The following is a 16,902-nucleotide window of genomic DNA, read 5'->3' on the forward strand; positions in this document are numbered from 1 at the left end:
ACGGAGAACGTGACCACGGAGCCTGCGCTCCCTGACTCGCGTTCCACCGACCGGCCGCTCGGCGGCCGCTTCGTCGCAGGTGCGGCGAACTACCTCGACGAGCGCACGAGCATGTCGGGCATCGTCAAGGAGCTCGGTCGGAAGATCTTCCCCGACCACTGGTCCTTCATGCTCGGCGAGATCGCGCTGTGGAGCTTCGTCGCCGTGCTGCTGTCCGGCACGTTCCTGACGTTCTTCTTCCAGGCGTCGATGGTTCCGACCCACTACAGCGGCGCGTACATCCCGATGCGCGGTGTCGAGATGTCGGCCGCACTGGACTCGTCGCTGCGACTGTCGTTCGACATCCGCGGCGGACTCCTGGTCCGTCAGATCCACCACTGGGCCGCGCTCGTCTTCGTCGCCGGCATCGGCGTCCACATGCTCCGCATCTTCTTCACCGGGGCATTCCGCAAGCCGCGCGAGGTCAACTGGGTGATCGGCTTCATCCTGTTCATCCTCGCGATGGCGGAGGGCTTCACCGGATACTCGCTGCCTGACGACCTGCTGTCCGGCAACGGCCTGCGCATCATCGACGGCATGGTCAAGGGCATCCCGCTGATCGGCACCTGGATCTCGTTCCTGCTCTTCGGCGGCGAGTTCCCTGGCGACCAGATCGTCGGCCGCCTGTACACGCTGCACATCCTGCTGCTGCCCGCAATCCTGGTCGCTCTGCTCGCGCTGCACCTGATGCTCATGATCATCAACAAGCACACGCAGTTCGCCGGGCCCGCCCGTCGCAACGACAACGTCGTGGGCTACCCGATCCTGCCGGTCTACGCATCGAAGATGGGCGGCTTCTTCTTCATCACGTTCGGTGTGATCGTCCTGGTCGCGTCGCTGTTCACGATCAACCCGATCTGGAACTACGGGCCGTACGACCCCTCCCCCGTGTCCGCCGGAACCCAGCCCGACTGGTACATCGGCTTCGCGGACGGCGCGCTCCGTCTGGTGCCGCCGCACCTCGAGACGGTGCTGTTCAACAACACGTGGTCGTGGAACATCATCATCCCGCTGGCCGGCCTCGGACTGTTCATCGTGCTCGTGATGATCTACCCCTTCATCGAGGCGTGGATCACGGGCGACAAGCGCGAGCACCACATCGCGCAGCGTCCGCGCCAGGCGGCCACCCGCACGGCCATCGGCGCCGCCGGCGTCACGTTCTACGCCGTGCTGTGGGCGGCGGCATCGTCCGACATCATCGCGACGCACTTCCAGCTGACCATGGAGGGCGTCATCCACACCCTGCAGGCCCTGCTGTTCGTGGGACCGGTCGTGGCGTACTTCGTCGCCAAGCGCATGTGCATCGCCCTCCAGAAGAAGGACCGCGAGATCGCCCTGCACGGCTACGAGTCCGGTCGCATCGTCCGCCTCCCCGGCGGTGAGTACATCGAGGTCCACCAGCCCGTCGACGAGTACGAGCGCTGGCGCCTCATCGGCTTCGAGACGAACGAGCCGCTCGTGGTGCGTCCGAACTCGCGCGGCCAGATCCCCTGGCACGAGAACATCCGCGCCTCGCTGTCGCGCTGGTTCTTCGAGGACCGCCTCACGCCGATCACCCAGAGCGAGCTCGACGCCGCAGTGGCCCACCAGCACCACGAGCTGGAGCACATCGCCGCCGACGAGGCCGAGGAGCTGCAGGGTGCGCACGCCCGCGCCGGCGTCCCCGGCGCGCCGCTCACGCCGATCGACGACGGCCACTCCTCGGAGACCGCCGTCCGCCCGTCCAACGTCATCATCCCCGATGACAAGGACGGCAAGAAGAAGTCCTGAGGCACAGCCTCGAGCAACGGGAACGCCCGGGTGGATGACCACCCGGGCGTTCCCGTTTCCGCCATCGTGTCTCGGCTGCCGCGGCGCCGACGACCCGACACGGCAGGAATCCTTCGGAGTGTGACGCCCGACGGCAGGGCACGCGACGGAGGGCGACCATACGCTCGTGGCATGACCACTGACCTCCCGACCAGCGGCGCTGTGGCGAACCCGACCGTGGACGCCGCCGCGTACTTCTCCGCCAAGCTCGCGTGCGAGACCGACCCGTCGGACGTCTATGAGGCGCAGGAGACCGGCGAGAGGTTCATCCTCGTCGACGTCCGCGGATCCGACGCCTGGGCGCAGGGACGCATCCCCGGTGCCGTTCACATCCCGTACCGGGAGATCGCCGAACGGGCTGCCCTCGACATCCCGCTCGACATGCCCGTGGTCGTCTACTGCTGGAGCCCGGGATGCAACGCCGGCGCGAAGGGAGCGCTCGCGTTCGCGCACGCCGGCTACGCGGTGCGCGAGATGATCGGCGGCTTCGAGTACTGGGCGCGGGAGGGCTACCCGACGGAGGATGCGGACGGCGCGCTCCCCCGCACACGCGACCGACTCGTCGCACTCGTGCGCTGACGCGTGGCGCTCATGCGCTGAGCGCGTCGCCTCACGCGCCCGGCAACCGCCGCCGCGTCGAGGAGCCTACGCGGTCCGATCGAGGTCGTCCGGCTCCTCGCAGAAGCGAGCGGATGCCGCTCCCGAGAACCGGGCGCGATCGCTCAGGGTCTCCCCCGCCTGCACGTCGACGATGACCGCCGTGATGTTGTCCGCCGAGCCCGCGTCATCGGCCAGGCGCACCAGCTCCGTCGCAGCGTCGGCGGGCGACGTCGCTGCGCGGAGCACGTCGGCCACGAGGTCCTCCGGTACGTAGTCCGTGACACCGTCGCTGCACAGGAGCCAGCGATCGCCCTCCTGCGCGTCATGCGACTCGATTCGGACGATGTCCCGCTCGTTGCCGCTGTACGACGCGGTGATGATGTTCCGTCGGGGATGCGACCAGGCGTTCTCAGGCGCGACGATCCCGCGATCCACGAGCTCCTGGACGTAGGAGTCGTCGCGCGTCATCCTGCGGCAGTCGCCGCCGCGGAGGCGATAGGCACGTGAGTCGCCGACGTGTGCGAGCAGCAGTCGCTCCGGCTCCACATCCACGAAGACACCCGTCAGCGTCGTCGCCATACCCGCCAGAGCACTGTCGCGGGCCGTGTGCGCCCGCAGGTCCCAGTTGGCGAGGCGGATGCGCGTGTGCAGCCGCTCCTCGCCGATCTCGCGCTGCACGCCCGCGACGAGGCGGTGCACGAGTGCCGCGGACGCGAGGTCGCCGGCGGGACCGCCACCGACCCCGTCGGCGACGGCGGCTCCCCAGGATGCCGTGAAGGCGGCATCCTGGTTCACCGACCGTCGGGGTCCGACCTCCGAGACGGAGGCTCCGGTGAGCCTCATGGGATCAGCGCGCGAAGTATCCGCGGTAGTACTCGTAGACCCAGCCGACGATGGCGACGGCGAAGATGCCGAGGCCGATCGGGAACATCCACGTACCGACGGCCAGCCCGATCATGCCGATGGCCGCCGAGAAGGCGAGGATGATAGGCCACCACGACCAGGGGCTGAACTCGCCCAGCTCGGGGTCGCCGTCATCGATGTCGGCGGTCAGGATGTCGGCCGGGAGCTCGCCGCCCTGCGCGGCGTGGACGCGCTGCACGTAGAAGGCGATGAGCGAGCCCATGAGGGCCGTGAACAGCAGCGCCACGCTGCCGACCCACTCGATGCCGTGCCACCACTCCGGCTGCGGGTGCGCCACGATGTTCCACACCGTGTAGGCGACGAAGACCAGGAAGAAGAACCCGGTGAGCAGCCACCAGAGAGCCACATTGGTGCGCACTTACTTCACCTTTCCTTCGGCGAGGTCGGCCACCGGGGCGTCGGGAGCGTCCTTCGCCGGTCCCACGCCGACCGGCACGCCGGCCTCGGGGTGGTTCAGGTCGAATGCGGGCCGCTCGCTGCGGATGCGCGGGATCGACGTGAAGTTGTGACGCGGCGGCGGGCAGGACGTGGCCCACTCGAGCGACGCGCCGTAGCCCCACGGGTCGTTGACCGTCACCTTGGGCGCCTTGCGGGCGGTCACCCAGACGTTGAACAGGAACGGGATCATCGACGCGCCCAGGATGATGGAGCCGATCGTCGACAGCTGGTTCTGCCAGGTGAAGCCGTCGGCCGCGGAGTAGTCCGCGTAGCGACGCACCATGCCGTCGACGCCCAGCCAGTGCTGCACGAGGAAGGTCATGTGGAAGCCGATGAACAGCATCCAGAAGTGCACCATTCCGAGACGCTCATTGAGCATGCGTCCGGTGAACTTCGGCCACCAGAAGTAGAAGCCGGCGAACATCGCGAACACGACCGTGCCGAACACCACGTAGTGGAAGTGGGCCACGACGAAATACGAGTCGGACAGGTGGAAGTCCAGCGGCGGCGAGGCGAGGATGATGCCCGTCAGGCCACCGAACACGAAGGTGATGAGGAAGCCGATCGACCAGACCATCGGCGTCTCGAACGTCACGGAGCCGCGCCACATGGTGCCGACCCAGTTGAAGATCTTCACACCGGTCGGAACGGCGATGAGCATCGTCATGAGCGCGAAGAACGGCAGCAGCACGGCGCCGGTCACGTACATGTGGTGCGCCCACACGGCGACCGACAGGGCGGCGATCGCGATGGTGGCATAGACGAGCGTCTTGTATCCGAAGATCGGCTTGCGGCTGAACACCGGGAAGATCTCCGACACGATGCCGAAGAACGGCAGGGCGATGATGTAGACCTCGGGGTGGCCGAAGAACCAGAACAGGTGCTGCCAGAGCAGCACGCCGCCGTTCGCCGGGTCGTAGATGTGGGCGCCGAGCACGCGGTCGGCCGCGGCGGCCAGGATGGCGGCGGCCAGCACCGGGAAGGCCATCAGCACGAGGATGCTGGTGATGAGCGTGTTCCACGTGAAGATCGGCATGCGCCACATCGTCATGCCGGGGGCACGCATGGTGATGATCGTGGTGATGAAGTTCACGGCGCCGAGGATGGTGCCGAATCCGCTCATGCCGAGGCCCAGCATCCACAGGTTTCCACCCGCGCCCGGTGAGAAGCTCGCCCCCGCCAGCGGCTGATACGCGAACCAGCCGAACGCGGCCGCGCCCTGCGGGGTGAGGAAGCCGGACACGGCGATGGTGGAGCCGAAGAGGAACAGCCAGAAGGCGAACGCGTTGAGGCGCGGGAACGCGACGTCGGGCGCACCGATCTGCAGCGGCATGATCACGTTGGCGAAGCCGGCGAACAGCGGCGTCGCGAACATCAGCAGCATGATCGTGCCGTGCATCGTGAACAGCTGGTTGTACTGCTCCTTGGTGGGCACGACCTGCATGCCGGGCTCGAAGAGCTCGGCACGGATGATCAGCGCCATGACGCCACCGAGCATGAAGAAGACCACCGAGGCGATCAGGTACATGTAGCCGATGGTCTTGTGGTCAGTGGAGGTGATCCACTTGACGATCAGGTTTCCCTTGTCCTCGACCCGCGTCGAGGTCAGCAGCGCCGCCTGACGAGGGGGCAGTGTCAACGGACGGCCGGAGGACTTCTCCTGAAGCGGAAGCGTCGTCGCCATCACTCACCTTCTTCGCTGGTCGTGGCCCCGGTGCCGGGCAGGTTGCCCAGCCGGTCGTAGGCCTGTGAGATGTCTCCGGTGTTGCCTGCGGCGCGGAGGGACGCCAGGTAGTCGTCGTACTCGGACTCGCTGACGACCTTCACGTTGAAGAGCATCGCCGAGTGGAACTCGCCGCAGAGCTCGGCGCACTTGCCGGCGTACGTGCCCTCGCGGGTCGGGGTGAAGGACCAGTAGTTCTCGCGCCCGATGTACATGTCCTTCTTGTACAGGAAGTCGATGATCCAGAACGAGTGGATCACGTCGCGCGACTGGAGGTTGATCTTCACCGTCTTGTTGACGGGGAGGTACAGGGTCGGCAGGGCCGCCTGGTCGACGTCGCCGTTGGCGGTCGGGACGGCCTGGACGCCCATGGTCCACACGGCGTCCTCGTTGTCGGCGTCTTCGCCGTTGTACTGGAAGTCCCAGGCCCACTGCTTGCCGATGGCCGTGATCGACACGTCGGGGTTCTCGGTCTGCGTCTCGAGGATCGTCTGGTCACGCGCGGTGAACGCGAAGAATCCGATGACGAGGATGAGCGGCACGATCGTGTAGAAGATCTCGATCGGCATGTTGTAGCGCAGCTGCACGGGGAGCCCGGACTGGCCCTTGCGGCGACGGTACGCGAACGCGGCGAAGAGGATGAGTCCCCACGTGATCACGCCGACGGCGAGCAGGACGATCCAGGAGTTGACCCACAGACCCGACACCATCGCTGTGTGGTTCGTGGCCTGGGATCCGTCTTCCTGGAAGCCCGGCAGGAAGCCGTTGAGCTCCGTCGGGGTGCACCCGGCGAGGACGACGGCCGTTGCGATCCCGACGGGGAGAACAGCCCAGCGGATGCGGCGTTTCGACGGCACAGTGCACCTTTCCGGAGGTGAGAGAGACGCCCGCAAGTCTACGGCAAGCGCTCAGTGTATTCAGGCCAAGCGCCCAGCCGGACTCTCGACGTCGAGACGGAAACGGCCGGGTGCGCCCGCCCCTCAGGACGCGCGACCCGGCCGGCGATCCACGTGGATCAGTGGAAGCTGTCGCCGCAGGCGCAGCTGCCCGCGGCGTTCGGGTTGTCGATCGTGAAGCCCTGCTCCGAGATCGTGTCCTTGAAGTCGATGGTGGCGCCGTCGAGGTACGGCACGCTCATCTCGTCGACGACGACCTCGACACCGTCGAAGTCCACGGCGACGTCGCCGTCGAGGAAGCGCTCGTCGAAGTACAGCTGGTAGATCAGGCCCGAGCAACCGCCCGGCTGCACGGCGACGCGCAGGCGGAGGTCGTCGCGACCCTCCTGGCCGAGCAGGCTCTTCACCTTGCCGGCGGCGGCATCACTGAGCAGCACGCCGTGTGCGCGCGCGGTCTGGTCGGTCGACAGTGCGGTGTCGGTCATGGCTCTCCTTGCGAGGATCCTGGTGCGGACGGCGGTGCCGTCGTCACGATTCTACGCCCCGGTCGCCCGGGCGGCCCCGAATGGCTCAGAGCGTGCGCGCGTCGAGGTCGGCCAGCAGCAGCGCCTCGGAGACGACCGCCGCGCGGAACGTGTCGAGGTGCAGCGACTCGTTGGGACTGTGCGCGCGGGAGTGCGGGTCCTCCACCCCGGTGACGAGGATCTGCGCCCCCGGGAACTCCCGGACGAGATCGGAGATGAACGGGATGGACCCGCCCACGCCGATGTCCACGGGCTCCACGCCGTAGCCGGCGTGCAGGGCGTCGCGGACGGCGGACACCGCCCAGCCGGAGGTGTCGACGAGGAAGCCGTCGCCGAGGTCGAGGTCGCTGAACTCGAGCTGCGCGCCGAACGGGGCGTGGGCGCGCAGGTGCGTCTCCATGGCCTCGTACGCCTCGCGGGCGCTCTGCCCCGGGGCGACGCGGGCGCTGACGACCACGGACATGCTCGGCGCGAGGGTGTTGGATGCTGCGGCCACCGTCGTCGCGTCGATGCCGATCACCGTGATCGCCGGCTTGTTCCAGATACGGCTCAGGATGCTGCCGCCGCCGATCGGCTGCACACCCTCCGGGAGGCCGGCCTCCTCACGGAGCGTGGCCTCCGTGTACTCGGGAGTCGCGGCATCCCGCTCCGTCATGCCGGCGACGGCGACAGAGCCGTCCTCGTTCCAGAGGCTGTCGAGCAGACGGATCGTCGCGAGCATCGCATCGGGCACGGCACCGCCGAACATGCCGGAGTGCGAGGCGTGGTCGAGCGTGCGCACGGTGAGCGTGAAGCGCGCGTTGCCGCGGAGCGAGACGGTCACCGCCGGCGTGCGCGAATCCCAGTTGCCCGAGTCGGCGACGACGATCACGTCGGAGCGCAACGCGTCGGCGTTGTCCGCGAGGAATGCGGCGAAGGAGCGCGAGCCGTACTCCTCCTCGCCCTCGATGAAGAGTGCGACACCCAGGTCGAAGTCGTCGCCGAGCGCCTCGCGCAGCGCACGCACGGCGGCGACGTGCGCCATGACGCCCGCCTTGTCGTCTGCGGCGCCGCGGCCGTACAGCCGGCCGTCGCGGACGGTGGGCTCGAAGGGCGGCGTGTCCCACAGCGACTCGTCTCCGGGGGGCTGCACGTCGTGGTGTGCGTAGAGCAGCACGGTCGGGCGGCCGTTGCGCGCGGCCCGGGTCGCGAGGATCGCGGGCTGCCCCTGCTCGTCGGTGCCGGGGATCGCGGCGGTCTTGATCTCGACGCTCTCGAAGACGCCGGTGTCGCGCACGAGGGCCGCGATCGCCTCGGCGCTGCGGCCCAGCTGCGTCTGGTCGAAGGAGGGCCACGCGATGGAGGGGATCCTCACCAGCGCCCCGAGATCGGCGAGTGCTGCGGGGATGCCGGAGGTGGCGGCATCCCGCACGGATTCGGTTCGGGACAGGTCGGAGCTCATGCGGGTAATCTTAGGAGACCCCCTTCCGCACTCCCGAGGATGAGAACCGTGGCCAAGACCCCCGCAGCCCCCGCGCCCAGCGACGCCCCCTCGGAGGGCACCGCCCTGAACGGCGTCGCCGTCGGCGGATCGGGAAAGGGTCGTGCGACGCCGAGCCGCGCGGAGCAAGAGGCGGCCCGCCGTCGCCCGCTCGTCGCCGACACCAAGGAGGCGAAGGCCCGCGCACGCTCCGAGATGGCGGCGCAGCGCGAGAAGGCCCGTCTGGGCATGGCGGCCGGCGATGACAAGTTCCTCCCCGTGCGCGACAAGGGTCCGCAGCGCCGGTTCATCCGCGACCTGGTCGATTCCGGCTGGCACCTCGGCGAGGCGGTCATGCCGGCGATGGTGCTCGTGATCGTCGCGACGTTCATCCCGTACCCGCCGGTGCAGTACTACGCCTTCATCGTGCTGTGGATCTTCATCCTGTTCGTCATCGGCGACATGATCATCACGTCGATCCGTGCCAAGCGCGCCGCACGGGCGAAGTTCGGCGAAGAGCGCACCGAGCGGGGCCTCGGATGGTATGCCGCGATGCGCACCATCCAGATGCGCTTCATGCGCCTGCCGAAGCCGCAGGTCAAGCGCGGCGGTCGCCCCGCCTGACGGCCAGGCCGCGGTTGATCTGCCGCGCCCACAGCGGACCGCGGTAGAGGAACGCCGTGTAGCCCTGGACGAGGTCGGCGCCCGCGGCGAGCCGCTCGCGGACGTCGTCGGCCGTGTCCACACCGCCGACCGAGATGACGCAGAACTCCGCCGGCACGACGCCGCGCACCAGCCGCAGCACCTCGAGCGCGCGAGCGCGCAGCGGCGCTCCCGACAGTCCCCCCGCGCCGGCGGCCTCCACCACCGACGCATCGGTGCGCAGGCCGGTGCGCGACAGCGTCGTGTTGGTCGCCACGAGGCCGGCGAGCCCCACCTCGACGGCGAGTCGGGCGATCTCCTCGACCTCGTCGTCGGGCAGATCAGGGGCGATCTTCACCAGCAGCGGCGTGCGGCCCGCGGCATCCCGCACCGCCTCCAGCAGAGGACGCAGGGTCTGCACCGCCTGCAGGCCGCGAAGTCCCGGGGTGTTCGGGGAGGACACGTTGACCACGAGGTAGTCCGCGAGTGGCGCGAGCAGCGCGGCGCTGCGCAGGTAGTCCGCGGTCGCGTCGGCGACGTCGACCACACGGCTCTTGCCGATGTTTACGCCGACGATCGCGCGTCGAGGCCGGCGTCGCAGGCGGGCGAGGCGACCGTGGGCGGCCTCCGCTCCCCCGTTGTTGAAGCCCATCCGGTTGATGACAGCGCGGTCGGGGATGAGGCGGAACAGGCGAGGGCGCGGGTTGCCCTCCTGCGGCACGGCGGTGATGGTGCCCACCTCCACATGACCGAAGCCCAGAGCGTCGAGGCCGCGCACGGCCGTGACGTCCTTGTCGAACCCCGCGGCCACGCCGAACGGCGAGTCGAAGACGAGACCCAGAGCCTCGGTGCGCAGCGACAGCGCCGGAGAGGTGACGGCGCGGGCGATCCAGGACAGGGGCGGCACGCCGAGCGCGCGGATGACGATCACCGCCGCGTGATGGGCGGTCTCGGGGTCGAGGCGCGCGAGGACGGTGCGGAAGAGGAGGGGATACATCCCCGCCAGATTACCGGGACGGGGAGGCGTCGAACGTCTCGGCGGCGGGCGCCTCGTCGTCGGTGCGGGAGGCCCGCGGACCGCCGGCGTGATGGTCGGCGCGCAGCTGGCCGATGGCGCTCTCGAAGTCTTCCAGCGAGTCGAATGCCTGGTAGACGCTCGCGAAGCGGAGATACGCGACCTCGTCGAGCTCGCGGAGAGGACCGAGGATGGCCAGGCCGATCTCGTTGGTCTCGATCTGCGAGGCGCCCGTCTGCCGGACGGCCTCCTCCACCTTCTGCGCGAGCACGGCGAGGTCGGCGTCGGTCACGGGACGACCCTGGCAGGCCTTCCGGACACCGGACATGACCTTCTCCCGGCTGAAGGGCTCGATGACGCCGGACCGCTTGATGATGTTCAGGCTCGCGGTCTCGATGGTGGAGAACCGGCCCCCGCACTCGGGGCACTGCCGACGACGACGGATGCTGAGCCCGTCGTCGCTGGTACGGGAATCGATGACGCGGGAATCCGGATGGCGGCAGAACGGGCAGTGCATGGCAGGGAAAGACTACGCCTCGAAGCGCGCCTCGACGGCTTCGCCGTGCGCGGGCAGGGCCTCGGCGTCGGCGAGGGCGACGATCCGCTCGCGCACCTCCGCCAGCGCTGCGCGGTCGTAGTCGATGACCTGCTGGGGGCGGAGGAAGGTGCTGGCGGACAGGCCGGCGGCGTAGCGCGCCTGCCCTCCGGTGGGGAGGACGTGATTGCTTCCGGCGAGGTAGTCGCCCAGGCTGACCGGCGAGGACTCCCCCACGAAGACGGCACCGGCGTGGACGAAGTCCTCCGGGCGTGGTTCGGCGAGGTGCAGCTCGAGGTGCTCGGGGGCGTAGGCGTTGCTCACGGCGGTCGCGGCGGCGACGTCGTCGACGAGGATCACCGCGGACTGCGGTCCGGAGAGCGCGACCCCGACGCGTGCGCTGTGCCGGGTGCGCGGTGCGCGCTCGGCGAGCTCCCGTGCGACGTCGCCGGCGAGACGCTCGCTCGTGGTCACGAGGACGGCGGCGGCCTGCTCGTCGTGCTCCGCCTGGCTGATGAGGTCGGCCGCCACGAGGCGGGCGTCGGCCGAGTCGTCGGCGACGATGAGGATCTCGGTGGCGCCGGCCTCGGAGTCCGTGCCGACGAGCCCGGCCACGGCGCGCTTGGCGGCAGCGACGAAGTTGTTGCCGGGACCGGTGACGACGTCGACCGGCTCGAGGTCGAGGGCGGGCACGCCGTGGGCGAAGGCCCCGACCGCGCCGGCGCCGCCCATGGCGTAGACCTCCGTCACGCCGAGCAGGTGCGCCGCAGCGAGGATCACGGGGTGCACCCGGCCACCCTGGTCGGTCTGGGGCGGCGAGGCGAGGGCGACCTCCGACACGCCCGCGACCTGCGCGGGGACGACGTTCATCACGACGCTCGAGGGGTAGACGGCCTTGCCGCCGGGCACGTAGACGCCGACGCGGCGCACGGGCTGCCAGCGCTGCACGACGCGGGCCCCGGGAGCCAGCTCCGTCGTGCGCTCCGGGGGGATCTGCGCCGCCGATGCCGCGCGCACGCGGGTGATCGCCTCGTCGAGCGCCTCGCGCACCAGCGGATCGAGGCCTGCCAGGGCTTCCTCGAGGTGCGTTGCGGGCACGCGGATCGCGTGGCCGTGCACGCCGTCGAAGCGGTCGGCCTGATCGCGGAGGGCATCCTCACCGCGCTCGGCGACCTCGTGGACGATCGCCGCGGCCGCCGTCACGGCCGCCTCCCGCGCCGCCGTGGCGCGCGGGACAGTGGCGAGGAGCTCGGCCGTGGTTAGGTCGCGACCGCGGAGGTCGATGGTGCGGAGCATCCCTCCAGGCTACCGGCCGTGGCCGGCCGGCCGATCCGCTGTAGGGCGTCCCGACCGGCCGGATGATCAGCCGCGGGTGACGCCGCTGACGTCGTGCAGGTAGCCGACGCGACCGTCTTCATGTCGGATCACGAAGACGGAGCCGCGGTCCTCGATGACGAGGGCCCACGCCATCGGGCCGACCCGGAAGATCGGCAGGCCGCGCTCGTCGAGCACCTCCCGCTCCACCGGCGACAGGGCCCAGAACGCCTGGTAGGACGGCGCCTGCGGCTCGGCCTCGGCGGGCTCGTAGGTGCCGCGCCGCTGCTGCGGGGTCCAGGTGTCGTCGACGGAAGCGTCCGACACCGCTACGCCGCGCGCGGGCATGGTGTCGTCGGCGAGCGGCGGGTAGGCGCCGGTCTCCTGATCGTCCGCGAACGAAGACGAGCGTTGGTAACCCGGCACCTGTGCGCCGGTGTCGTGGTCTGCCTGCTCCTGCGCGTAGACGCTGTCCTGGCGGTCGCTCTGCGGGTATCCGGCGTAGCCGCTGCCGGGCTGCGCGCCATCCTGGAACGGGGCGTCCTGGTGGTGGGCGGCGCCGCCCTGGTACGGGGAAGCGGCCTGATAGGGGCCGTCATGACCGGCGTCACGGTCGTCGTGCACCGCATCGAAGACCGACGTGTGGTCGTCCGGCGCGGCCACGTTCTCGTGCCCGTCAGCCGTGGAGGCGACCGGCGGAGCGGCCTTCTCCCGCGGCGCCGGCGTGGGCCGGGGCGTGATGGCGCGGATCGGGCGCGCGTTGCGGTGGGCCGGGATCTCCGGGCGGTCGCGGAAGTCCTCCTTCAGCACGGGGATGACAGGAGCCATCACCGTCAGGACCACGCCGGCGGTCAGGAAGACGAACTCGACCCAGATGACCCACGAGCCGATCCACACCCCGCTCTCGGCGAGGGCGATGAAGCCGTTCCAGATCGAGGCGAGCCAGAGCACCGACGCGACCGAGAAGGCGACCGAGGCGAACTGGTCGATGCCCAGCGAACCGACCCGGCGGATGCCCTGGGGCGAGAAGCGGCGCAGCACGATGAGGAAGACCGCGACCGTCGGGACGCCGATCCGCAGCACCCAGTCGATGCCGCTCTCCCAGACGGAGCCGCCGTCGATCGATCGGCTGTACAGCGGGAAGAAGGACGCCACGAACGCGACCAGCCACACGCCCGCGAGGGCGACCTCCCGAATGGAGAACGGACCGACGCCGTACTGCGGCTGCGGCCCGGACGCGGTCGCCGCTGCGTTGTGCTCCCCGGCCGCGGTGCGGTCCTGGTCGACGGGCGTGCCCGACTCGTCCCGCACGTCGACCTCGGCCTGCGCCGGGTCGTCGTTCCACTGATGGTCGCTCACGGTGTTCCTCTCCGGTCGCGCTGCCGCGACTCGCGTTGGCATATTACCCAGCCGACATGAGACATCTATGAGATCAGCCGAGGCACTGCGGGCCGAGCAGGCCCTTCAGCTCGCCGTAGAGGTCAGCTGTGACGCGCACCGGCATCGGCACCTCGAACACCTTGGCGCTCGACCCCTTGAACAGCCGCAGGGTCACCTCCGTATCGCCGCGATGACGGGCGAGCACCTCGGCCAGCTCGCCGACCACGGACTCGGTGGCGCGCTGCTCGGGCATGACCAGCACGAGCGGGCCCGAGGCATCCATGGATCCCAGATCCGGCGAGAACGCCGACACCGCGTGCAGGTTGAGGCCGTCGTCGCGCCGGGAGACCCGGCCGCGGACGACGAGGATCGAATCCGCCTGCAGCGCCCCGGCGAACTCCGTGTAGGTCTTGCCCATGAACATGACGGTGACCTCGCCGTCGAAGTCCTCGACGGTGATCATGCCGTAGGGGTTGCCGCTCTGCTTCGCGACCCGGTGCTGCACGCTCGTGACCAGTCCGGCGACGGTCACCTGATCGCCGTCGGAGACGTCGTCGGAGGCCAGGAGATCGTGGATGCTGGTCGACGCGTGCTTGGCGAGCGGCACCTCGAGCCCCGCGAGTGGGTGGTCGGACACGTACAGGCCGAGCATCTCGCGCTCGAACGCCAGCTTGTCCTTCTTGGTCCACTCAGGCCGGTCGGGCACCTTGGCGGGCGCGATCTCCTGGATGTCGTCGTAGAGGCTGTCGAAGTCGAAGCCGATCGCCCCGGTCGCCTCCTTGCGCTTCGTGTCGACCGCCGCCTCCGCGGCGTCCTCGTGGATCTCCAGCAATGCGCGGCGCGTCGCGCCGAAGGAGTCGAACGCTCCGGCCTTGATGAGCGACTCGACGGTGCGCTTGTTGGCCGCCGCCGCGGGCACCTTCGCGAGGTAGTCGTGGAACGACGTGAACGGCGTCTTCTGCCGGGCCTCGACGATGCCGTCGACCACGTTCGCGCCGACGTTGCGGACCGCTCCGAGGCCGAAGCGGATGTCTTCGCCGACGGCGGCGAAGTAGCGGATGGACTCGCCGACGTCGGGCGGCAGCACCTTGATGCCCATGCGCCGGCACTCGTTGAGGTAGACCGCGAGCTTGTCCTTCGCGTCGCCGACGCTGGTCAGGAGCGCCGCCATGTACTCGGCCGGGTAGTGCGCCTTGAGGTACGCCGTCCAGTAGGAGATGAGCCCGTACGCCGCGGAGTGCGCCTTGTTGAAGGCGTAGTCGGAGAACGGCACGAGGATGTCCCAGAGCGTCTTGATCGCCGCTTCCGAGTAGCCGTTGGCCTTCATGCCGCCCTCGAACCCCGCGTACTGCTTGTCGAGCTCGGACTTCTTCTTCTTGCCCATCGCGCGACGCATGATGTCGGCCTGACCGAGGGAGAACCCGGCGACGCGCTGCGCGATCGCCATCACCTGCTCCTGGTAGATGATGAGGCCGTAGGTCGTGTCGAGGATGTCCGACAGCGCCTCCCCCAGCTCGGGGTGGATGGGCGTGATGTCCTGCTGGCCGGTCTTGCGCAGCGCGTAGTTGATGTGCGAATTCGCGCCCATGGGGCCGGGCCGGTACAGCGCGATGAGCGCCGAGATGTCCTCGAAGTTGTCGGGGCGCATGAGGCGCATCAGGCTGCGGAGCGGGCCGCCGTCGAGCTGGAACACCCCGAGCGAGTCGCCCCGGGTGAGGAGGTCGTAGGCGCCCCGATCGTCGAGCGGAAGCTCCTCCAGCACGAGCGGGTGCCCGCGGTTCGCTGAGATGTTGTCGAGCGCGTCGTTGATGATCGTGAGGTTGCGCAGCCCCAGGAAGTCCATCTTGATGAGCCCGAGCGACTCGCACGACGGGTAGTCGAACTGCGTGACGATCTGCCCGTCCTGCTCGCGGCGCATGATCGGGATGATGTCGATCAGCGGCTCGCTGGACATGATGACGCCGGCGGCGTGCACACCCCACTGGCGCTTCAGGTTCTCCAGCCCGACGGCCGTGTCGAACACGGTCTTGGCCTCGGGGTCGGTCTCGATGAGGGCGCGGAACTCAGACGCCTCCTTGAAGCGCGGGTGGTCCTTGTCGAACATGCCCTCCAGCGGCATGTCCTTGCCCATCACCGCGGGCGGCATCGCCTTGGTGAGCTTCTCCCCCATGCTGAACGGGAAGCCGAGCACGCGGCCGGCGTCCTTGAGGGCCTGCTTCGCCTTGATCGTGCCGTACGTGACGATCTGCGCGACGCGCTCGTCGCCGTACTTCTCGGTGACGTACTGGATGACCTCGCCGCGGCGCCGGTCGTCGAAGTCGACGTCGAAGTCGGGCATGGAGACGCGGTCTGGGTTGAGGAAGCGCTCGAAGATGAGCCCGTGCTGCAGCGGGTCGAGGTCGGTGATGCGCATCGCGTACGCGGCCATCGAGCCGGCGCCCGAGCCTCGCCCGGGACCGACGCGGATGCCGTTGTCCTTCGCCCAGTTGATGAAGTCGGCCACGACGAGGAAGTAGCCGGGAAAGCCCATCTGCGCGATGACGCCCGACTCGTACTCCGCCTGCCGCCGCACCTCGGCGGGGATGCCGTCCGGGTAGCGGAACTCGAGGCCCTTCTCGACCTCCTTGATGAACCACGACTCCTCGGTCTCCCCGGCGGGCACCGGGAAGCGCGGCATGTAGTTGGCGCTCGTGTTGAACTCGACCTCGCACCGCTCCGCGATGAGCAGCGTGTTGTCGCAGGCCTCGGGGTGGTCGCGGAAGACCTGCCGCATCTCCGCCGCCGACTTCACGTAATACCCGTCGCCGTCGAACTTGAAGCGCTTCGGGTCGTCGAGGGTGGACCCCGACTGCACGCACAGCAGGGCCGCGTGGCTGGTCGCGTCGTGCTGGTGCGTGTAGTGCAGGTCGTTCGTGCCGACGAGCGGGATGCCGAGGTCCTTCGAGATGCGCAGCAGGTCGCCCATCACGCGCCGCTCGATGCTCAGCCCGTGATCCATGATCTCGGCGAAGTAGTTGTCCTTGCCGAAGATGTCCTGGAACTCCGCGGCCGCGGCCCGCGCCGCGTCGTACTGCCCCAGCCGCAGGCGGGTCTGCACCTCGCCCGACGGGCAGCCGGTCGTGGCGATCAGGCCGCCCGAGTAGTTCTGCAGCAGCTCGCGATCCATGCGCGGCTTGAAGTAGTAGCCCTCCATGCTCGCCCGGCTGGAGAGGCGGAAGAGGTTGTGCATGCCCTCCGTCGTCTCGGACAGGAGCGTCATGTGCGTGTAGGCGCCGGAGCCCGACACGTCGTCGCCGGACTGCTCGGGCGTGCCCCATCGGACGCGCGCCTTGTCGGACCGGTGGGTTCCCGGCGTGACGTAGGCCTCGATGCCGATGATCGGCTTGATGCCGGCGGCGGTGGCCGCGCGGTAGAACTCGAAGGCCGCGAACGTGTTCCCGTGGTCGGTCACGGCGATGGCCGGCATCTCGAGCCGCACCGCCTCGGCGACCATGGGCTGGATGCGGGCGGCCCCATCGAGCATCGAGTACTCGCTGTGGACATGGAGGTGAACGAAGGAGTCGGATGCCACGGGTCGAGTCTACGAAGGGACCCGGACATCGAC

The 16,902-nt window shown here is 69.3% G+C and carries 14 protein-coding genes; 3 read left to right on the forward strand and 11 right to left on the reverse strand.

From position 1 onward, the window contains the following. Positions 1 to 9: 9 nt before the first annotated feature. Positions 10 to 1,809, forward strand: coding sequence for a cytochrome bc1 complex cytochrome b subunit (qcrB, locus tag ABC304_RS14790; RefSeq protein WP_412931761.1), 1,800 nt, complete (start codon positions 10 to 12; stop codon positions 1,807 to 1,809). A 171-nt stretch (positions 1,810 to 1,980) separates the two neighbouring features. Then, positions 1,981 to 2,427 carry a rhodanese-like domain-containing protein gene (locus ABC304_RS14795; RefSeq protein WP_412931764.1) on the forward strand — a complete coding sequence of 149 codons (447 nt, stop codon included), beginning with the start codon at positions 1,981 to 1,983 and terminating at the stop codon, positions 2,425 to 2,427. 66 nt (positions 2,428 to 2,493) lie between these two features. Here the strand turns inward: ABC304_RS14795 and ABC304_RS14800 are convergent, their stop codons facing one another. From ABC304_RS14800 to ABC304_RS14825, 6 genes are all read right to left on the reverse strand, one after another. Continuing rightward, the gene (locus tag ABC304_RS14800; protein ID WP_412931766.1) at positions 2,494 to 3,291 is read right to left on the reverse strand and encodes a PP2C family protein-serine/threonine phosphatase; all 798 of its coding nucleotides are present in this window, start codon (positions 3,289 to 3,291) and stop codon (positions 2,494 to 2,496) included. 4 nt (positions 3,292 to 3,295) lie between these two features. Then, positions 3,296 to 3,730 carry an aa3-type cytochrome oxidase subunit IV gene (gene ctaF / locus ABC304_RS14805; protein WP_412931768.1) on the reverse strand — a complete coding sequence of 145 codons (435 nt, stop codon included), beginning with the start codon at positions 3,728 to 3,730 and terminating at the stop codon, positions 3,296 to 3,298. Further along, positions 3,731 to 5,494, reverse strand: coding sequence for an aa3-type cytochrome oxidase subunit I (gene ctaD / locus ABC304_RS14810; protein WP_412931770.1), 1,764 nt, complete (start codon positions 5,492 to 5,494; stop codon positions 3,731 to 3,733). Next, positions 5,494 to 6,390 carry an aa3-type cytochrome oxidase subunit II gene (gene ctaC / locus ABC304_RS14815; RefSeq protein ID WP_412931772.1) on the reverse strand — a complete coding sequence of 299 codons (897 nt, stop codon included), beginning with the start codon at positions 6,388 to 6,390 and terminating at the stop codon, positions 5,494 to 5,496. Before ctaC ends, ctaD begins: the two co-directional genes overlap by 1 nt. Positions 6,391 to 6,548: 158 nt before the next feature. Continuing rightward, on the reverse strand, positions 6,549 to 6,914 hold the full coding sequence (locus ABC304_RS14820) for a HesB/IscA family protein (RefSeq protein ID WP_412931774.1): 366 nt from the start codon (positions 6,912 to 6,914) through the stop codon (positions 6,549 to 6,551). Between the two features lie 85 nt (positions 6,915 to 6,999). Beyond that, the gene (locus ABC304_RS14825; RefSeq protein WP_412931775.1) at positions 7,000 to 8,394 is read right to left on the reverse strand and encodes a dipeptidase; all 1,395 of its coding nucleotides are present in this window, start codon (positions 8,392 to 8,394) and stop codon (positions 7,000 to 7,002) included. A gap of 48 nt (positions 8,395 to 8,442) precedes the next feature. Here ABC304_RS14825 and ABC304_RS14830 point away from each other — a divergent pair, with 48 nt between their 5' ends. Further along, positions 8,443 to 9,036 (forward strand): DUF3043 domain-containing protein, encoded by a 594-nt coding sequence (locus ABC304_RS14830; RefSeq protein WP_412931777.1) that lies wholly within the window; start codon positions 8,443 to 8,445, stop codon positions 9,034 to 9,036. Here ABC304_RS14830 and ABC304_RS14835 read toward each other — a convergent pair. The 5 genes from ABC304_RS14835 to dnaE form a co-directional block, all read right to left on the reverse strand. Beyond that, on the reverse strand, positions 9,011 to 10,051 hold the full coding sequence (locus tag ABC304_RS14835; protein WP_412931778.1) for a quinone-dependent dihydroorotate dehydrogenase: 1,041 nt from the start codon (positions 10,049 to 10,051) through the stop codon (positions 9,011 to 9,013). The two genes, ABC304_RS14830 and ABC304_RS14835, sit on opposite strands and share 26 nt — an antisense overlap. 10 nt (positions 10,052 to 10,061) lie before the next feature. Beyond that, a complete protein-coding gene (gene nrdR / locus ABC304_RS14840; protein WP_412931780.1) occupies positions 10,062 to 10,586 on the reverse strand; it encodes a transcriptional regulator NrdR in 525 nt (174 codons plus the stop codon). Positions 10,587 to 10,598: 12 nt separating this feature from the next. Then, complete coding sequence (hisD, locus tag ABC304_RS14845; RefSeq protein ID WP_412931782.1) at positions 10,599 to 11,900, reverse strand: histidinol dehydrogenase; 1,302 nt, start codon at positions 11,898 to 11,900, stop codon at positions 10,599 to 10,601. Positions 11,901 to 11,966: 66 nt separating this feature from the next. Continuing rightward, the gene (locus tag ABC304_RS14850; RefSeq protein WP_412931784.1) at positions 11,967 to 13,277 is read right to left on the reverse strand and encodes a hypothetical protein; all 1,311 of its coding nucleotides are present in this window, start codon (positions 13,275 to 13,277) and stop codon (positions 11,967 to 11,969) included. 73 nt (positions 13,278 to 13,350) lie between these two features. Next, the gene (gene dnaE, locus ABC304_RS14855) at positions 13,351 to 16,821 is read right to left on the reverse strand and encodes a DNA polymerase III subunit alpha (protein ID WP_412932961.1); all 3,471 of its coding nucleotides are present in this window, start codon (positions 16,819 to 16,821) and stop codon (positions 13,351 to 13,353) included. Positions 16,822 to 16,902: the final 81 nt, after the last annotated feature.

The sequence above is a fragment of the Microbacterium jepli genome, assembly GCF_047237905.1.
Lineage (GTDB): Bacteria > Actinomycetota > Actinomycetes > Actinomycetales > Microbacteriaceae > Microbacterium.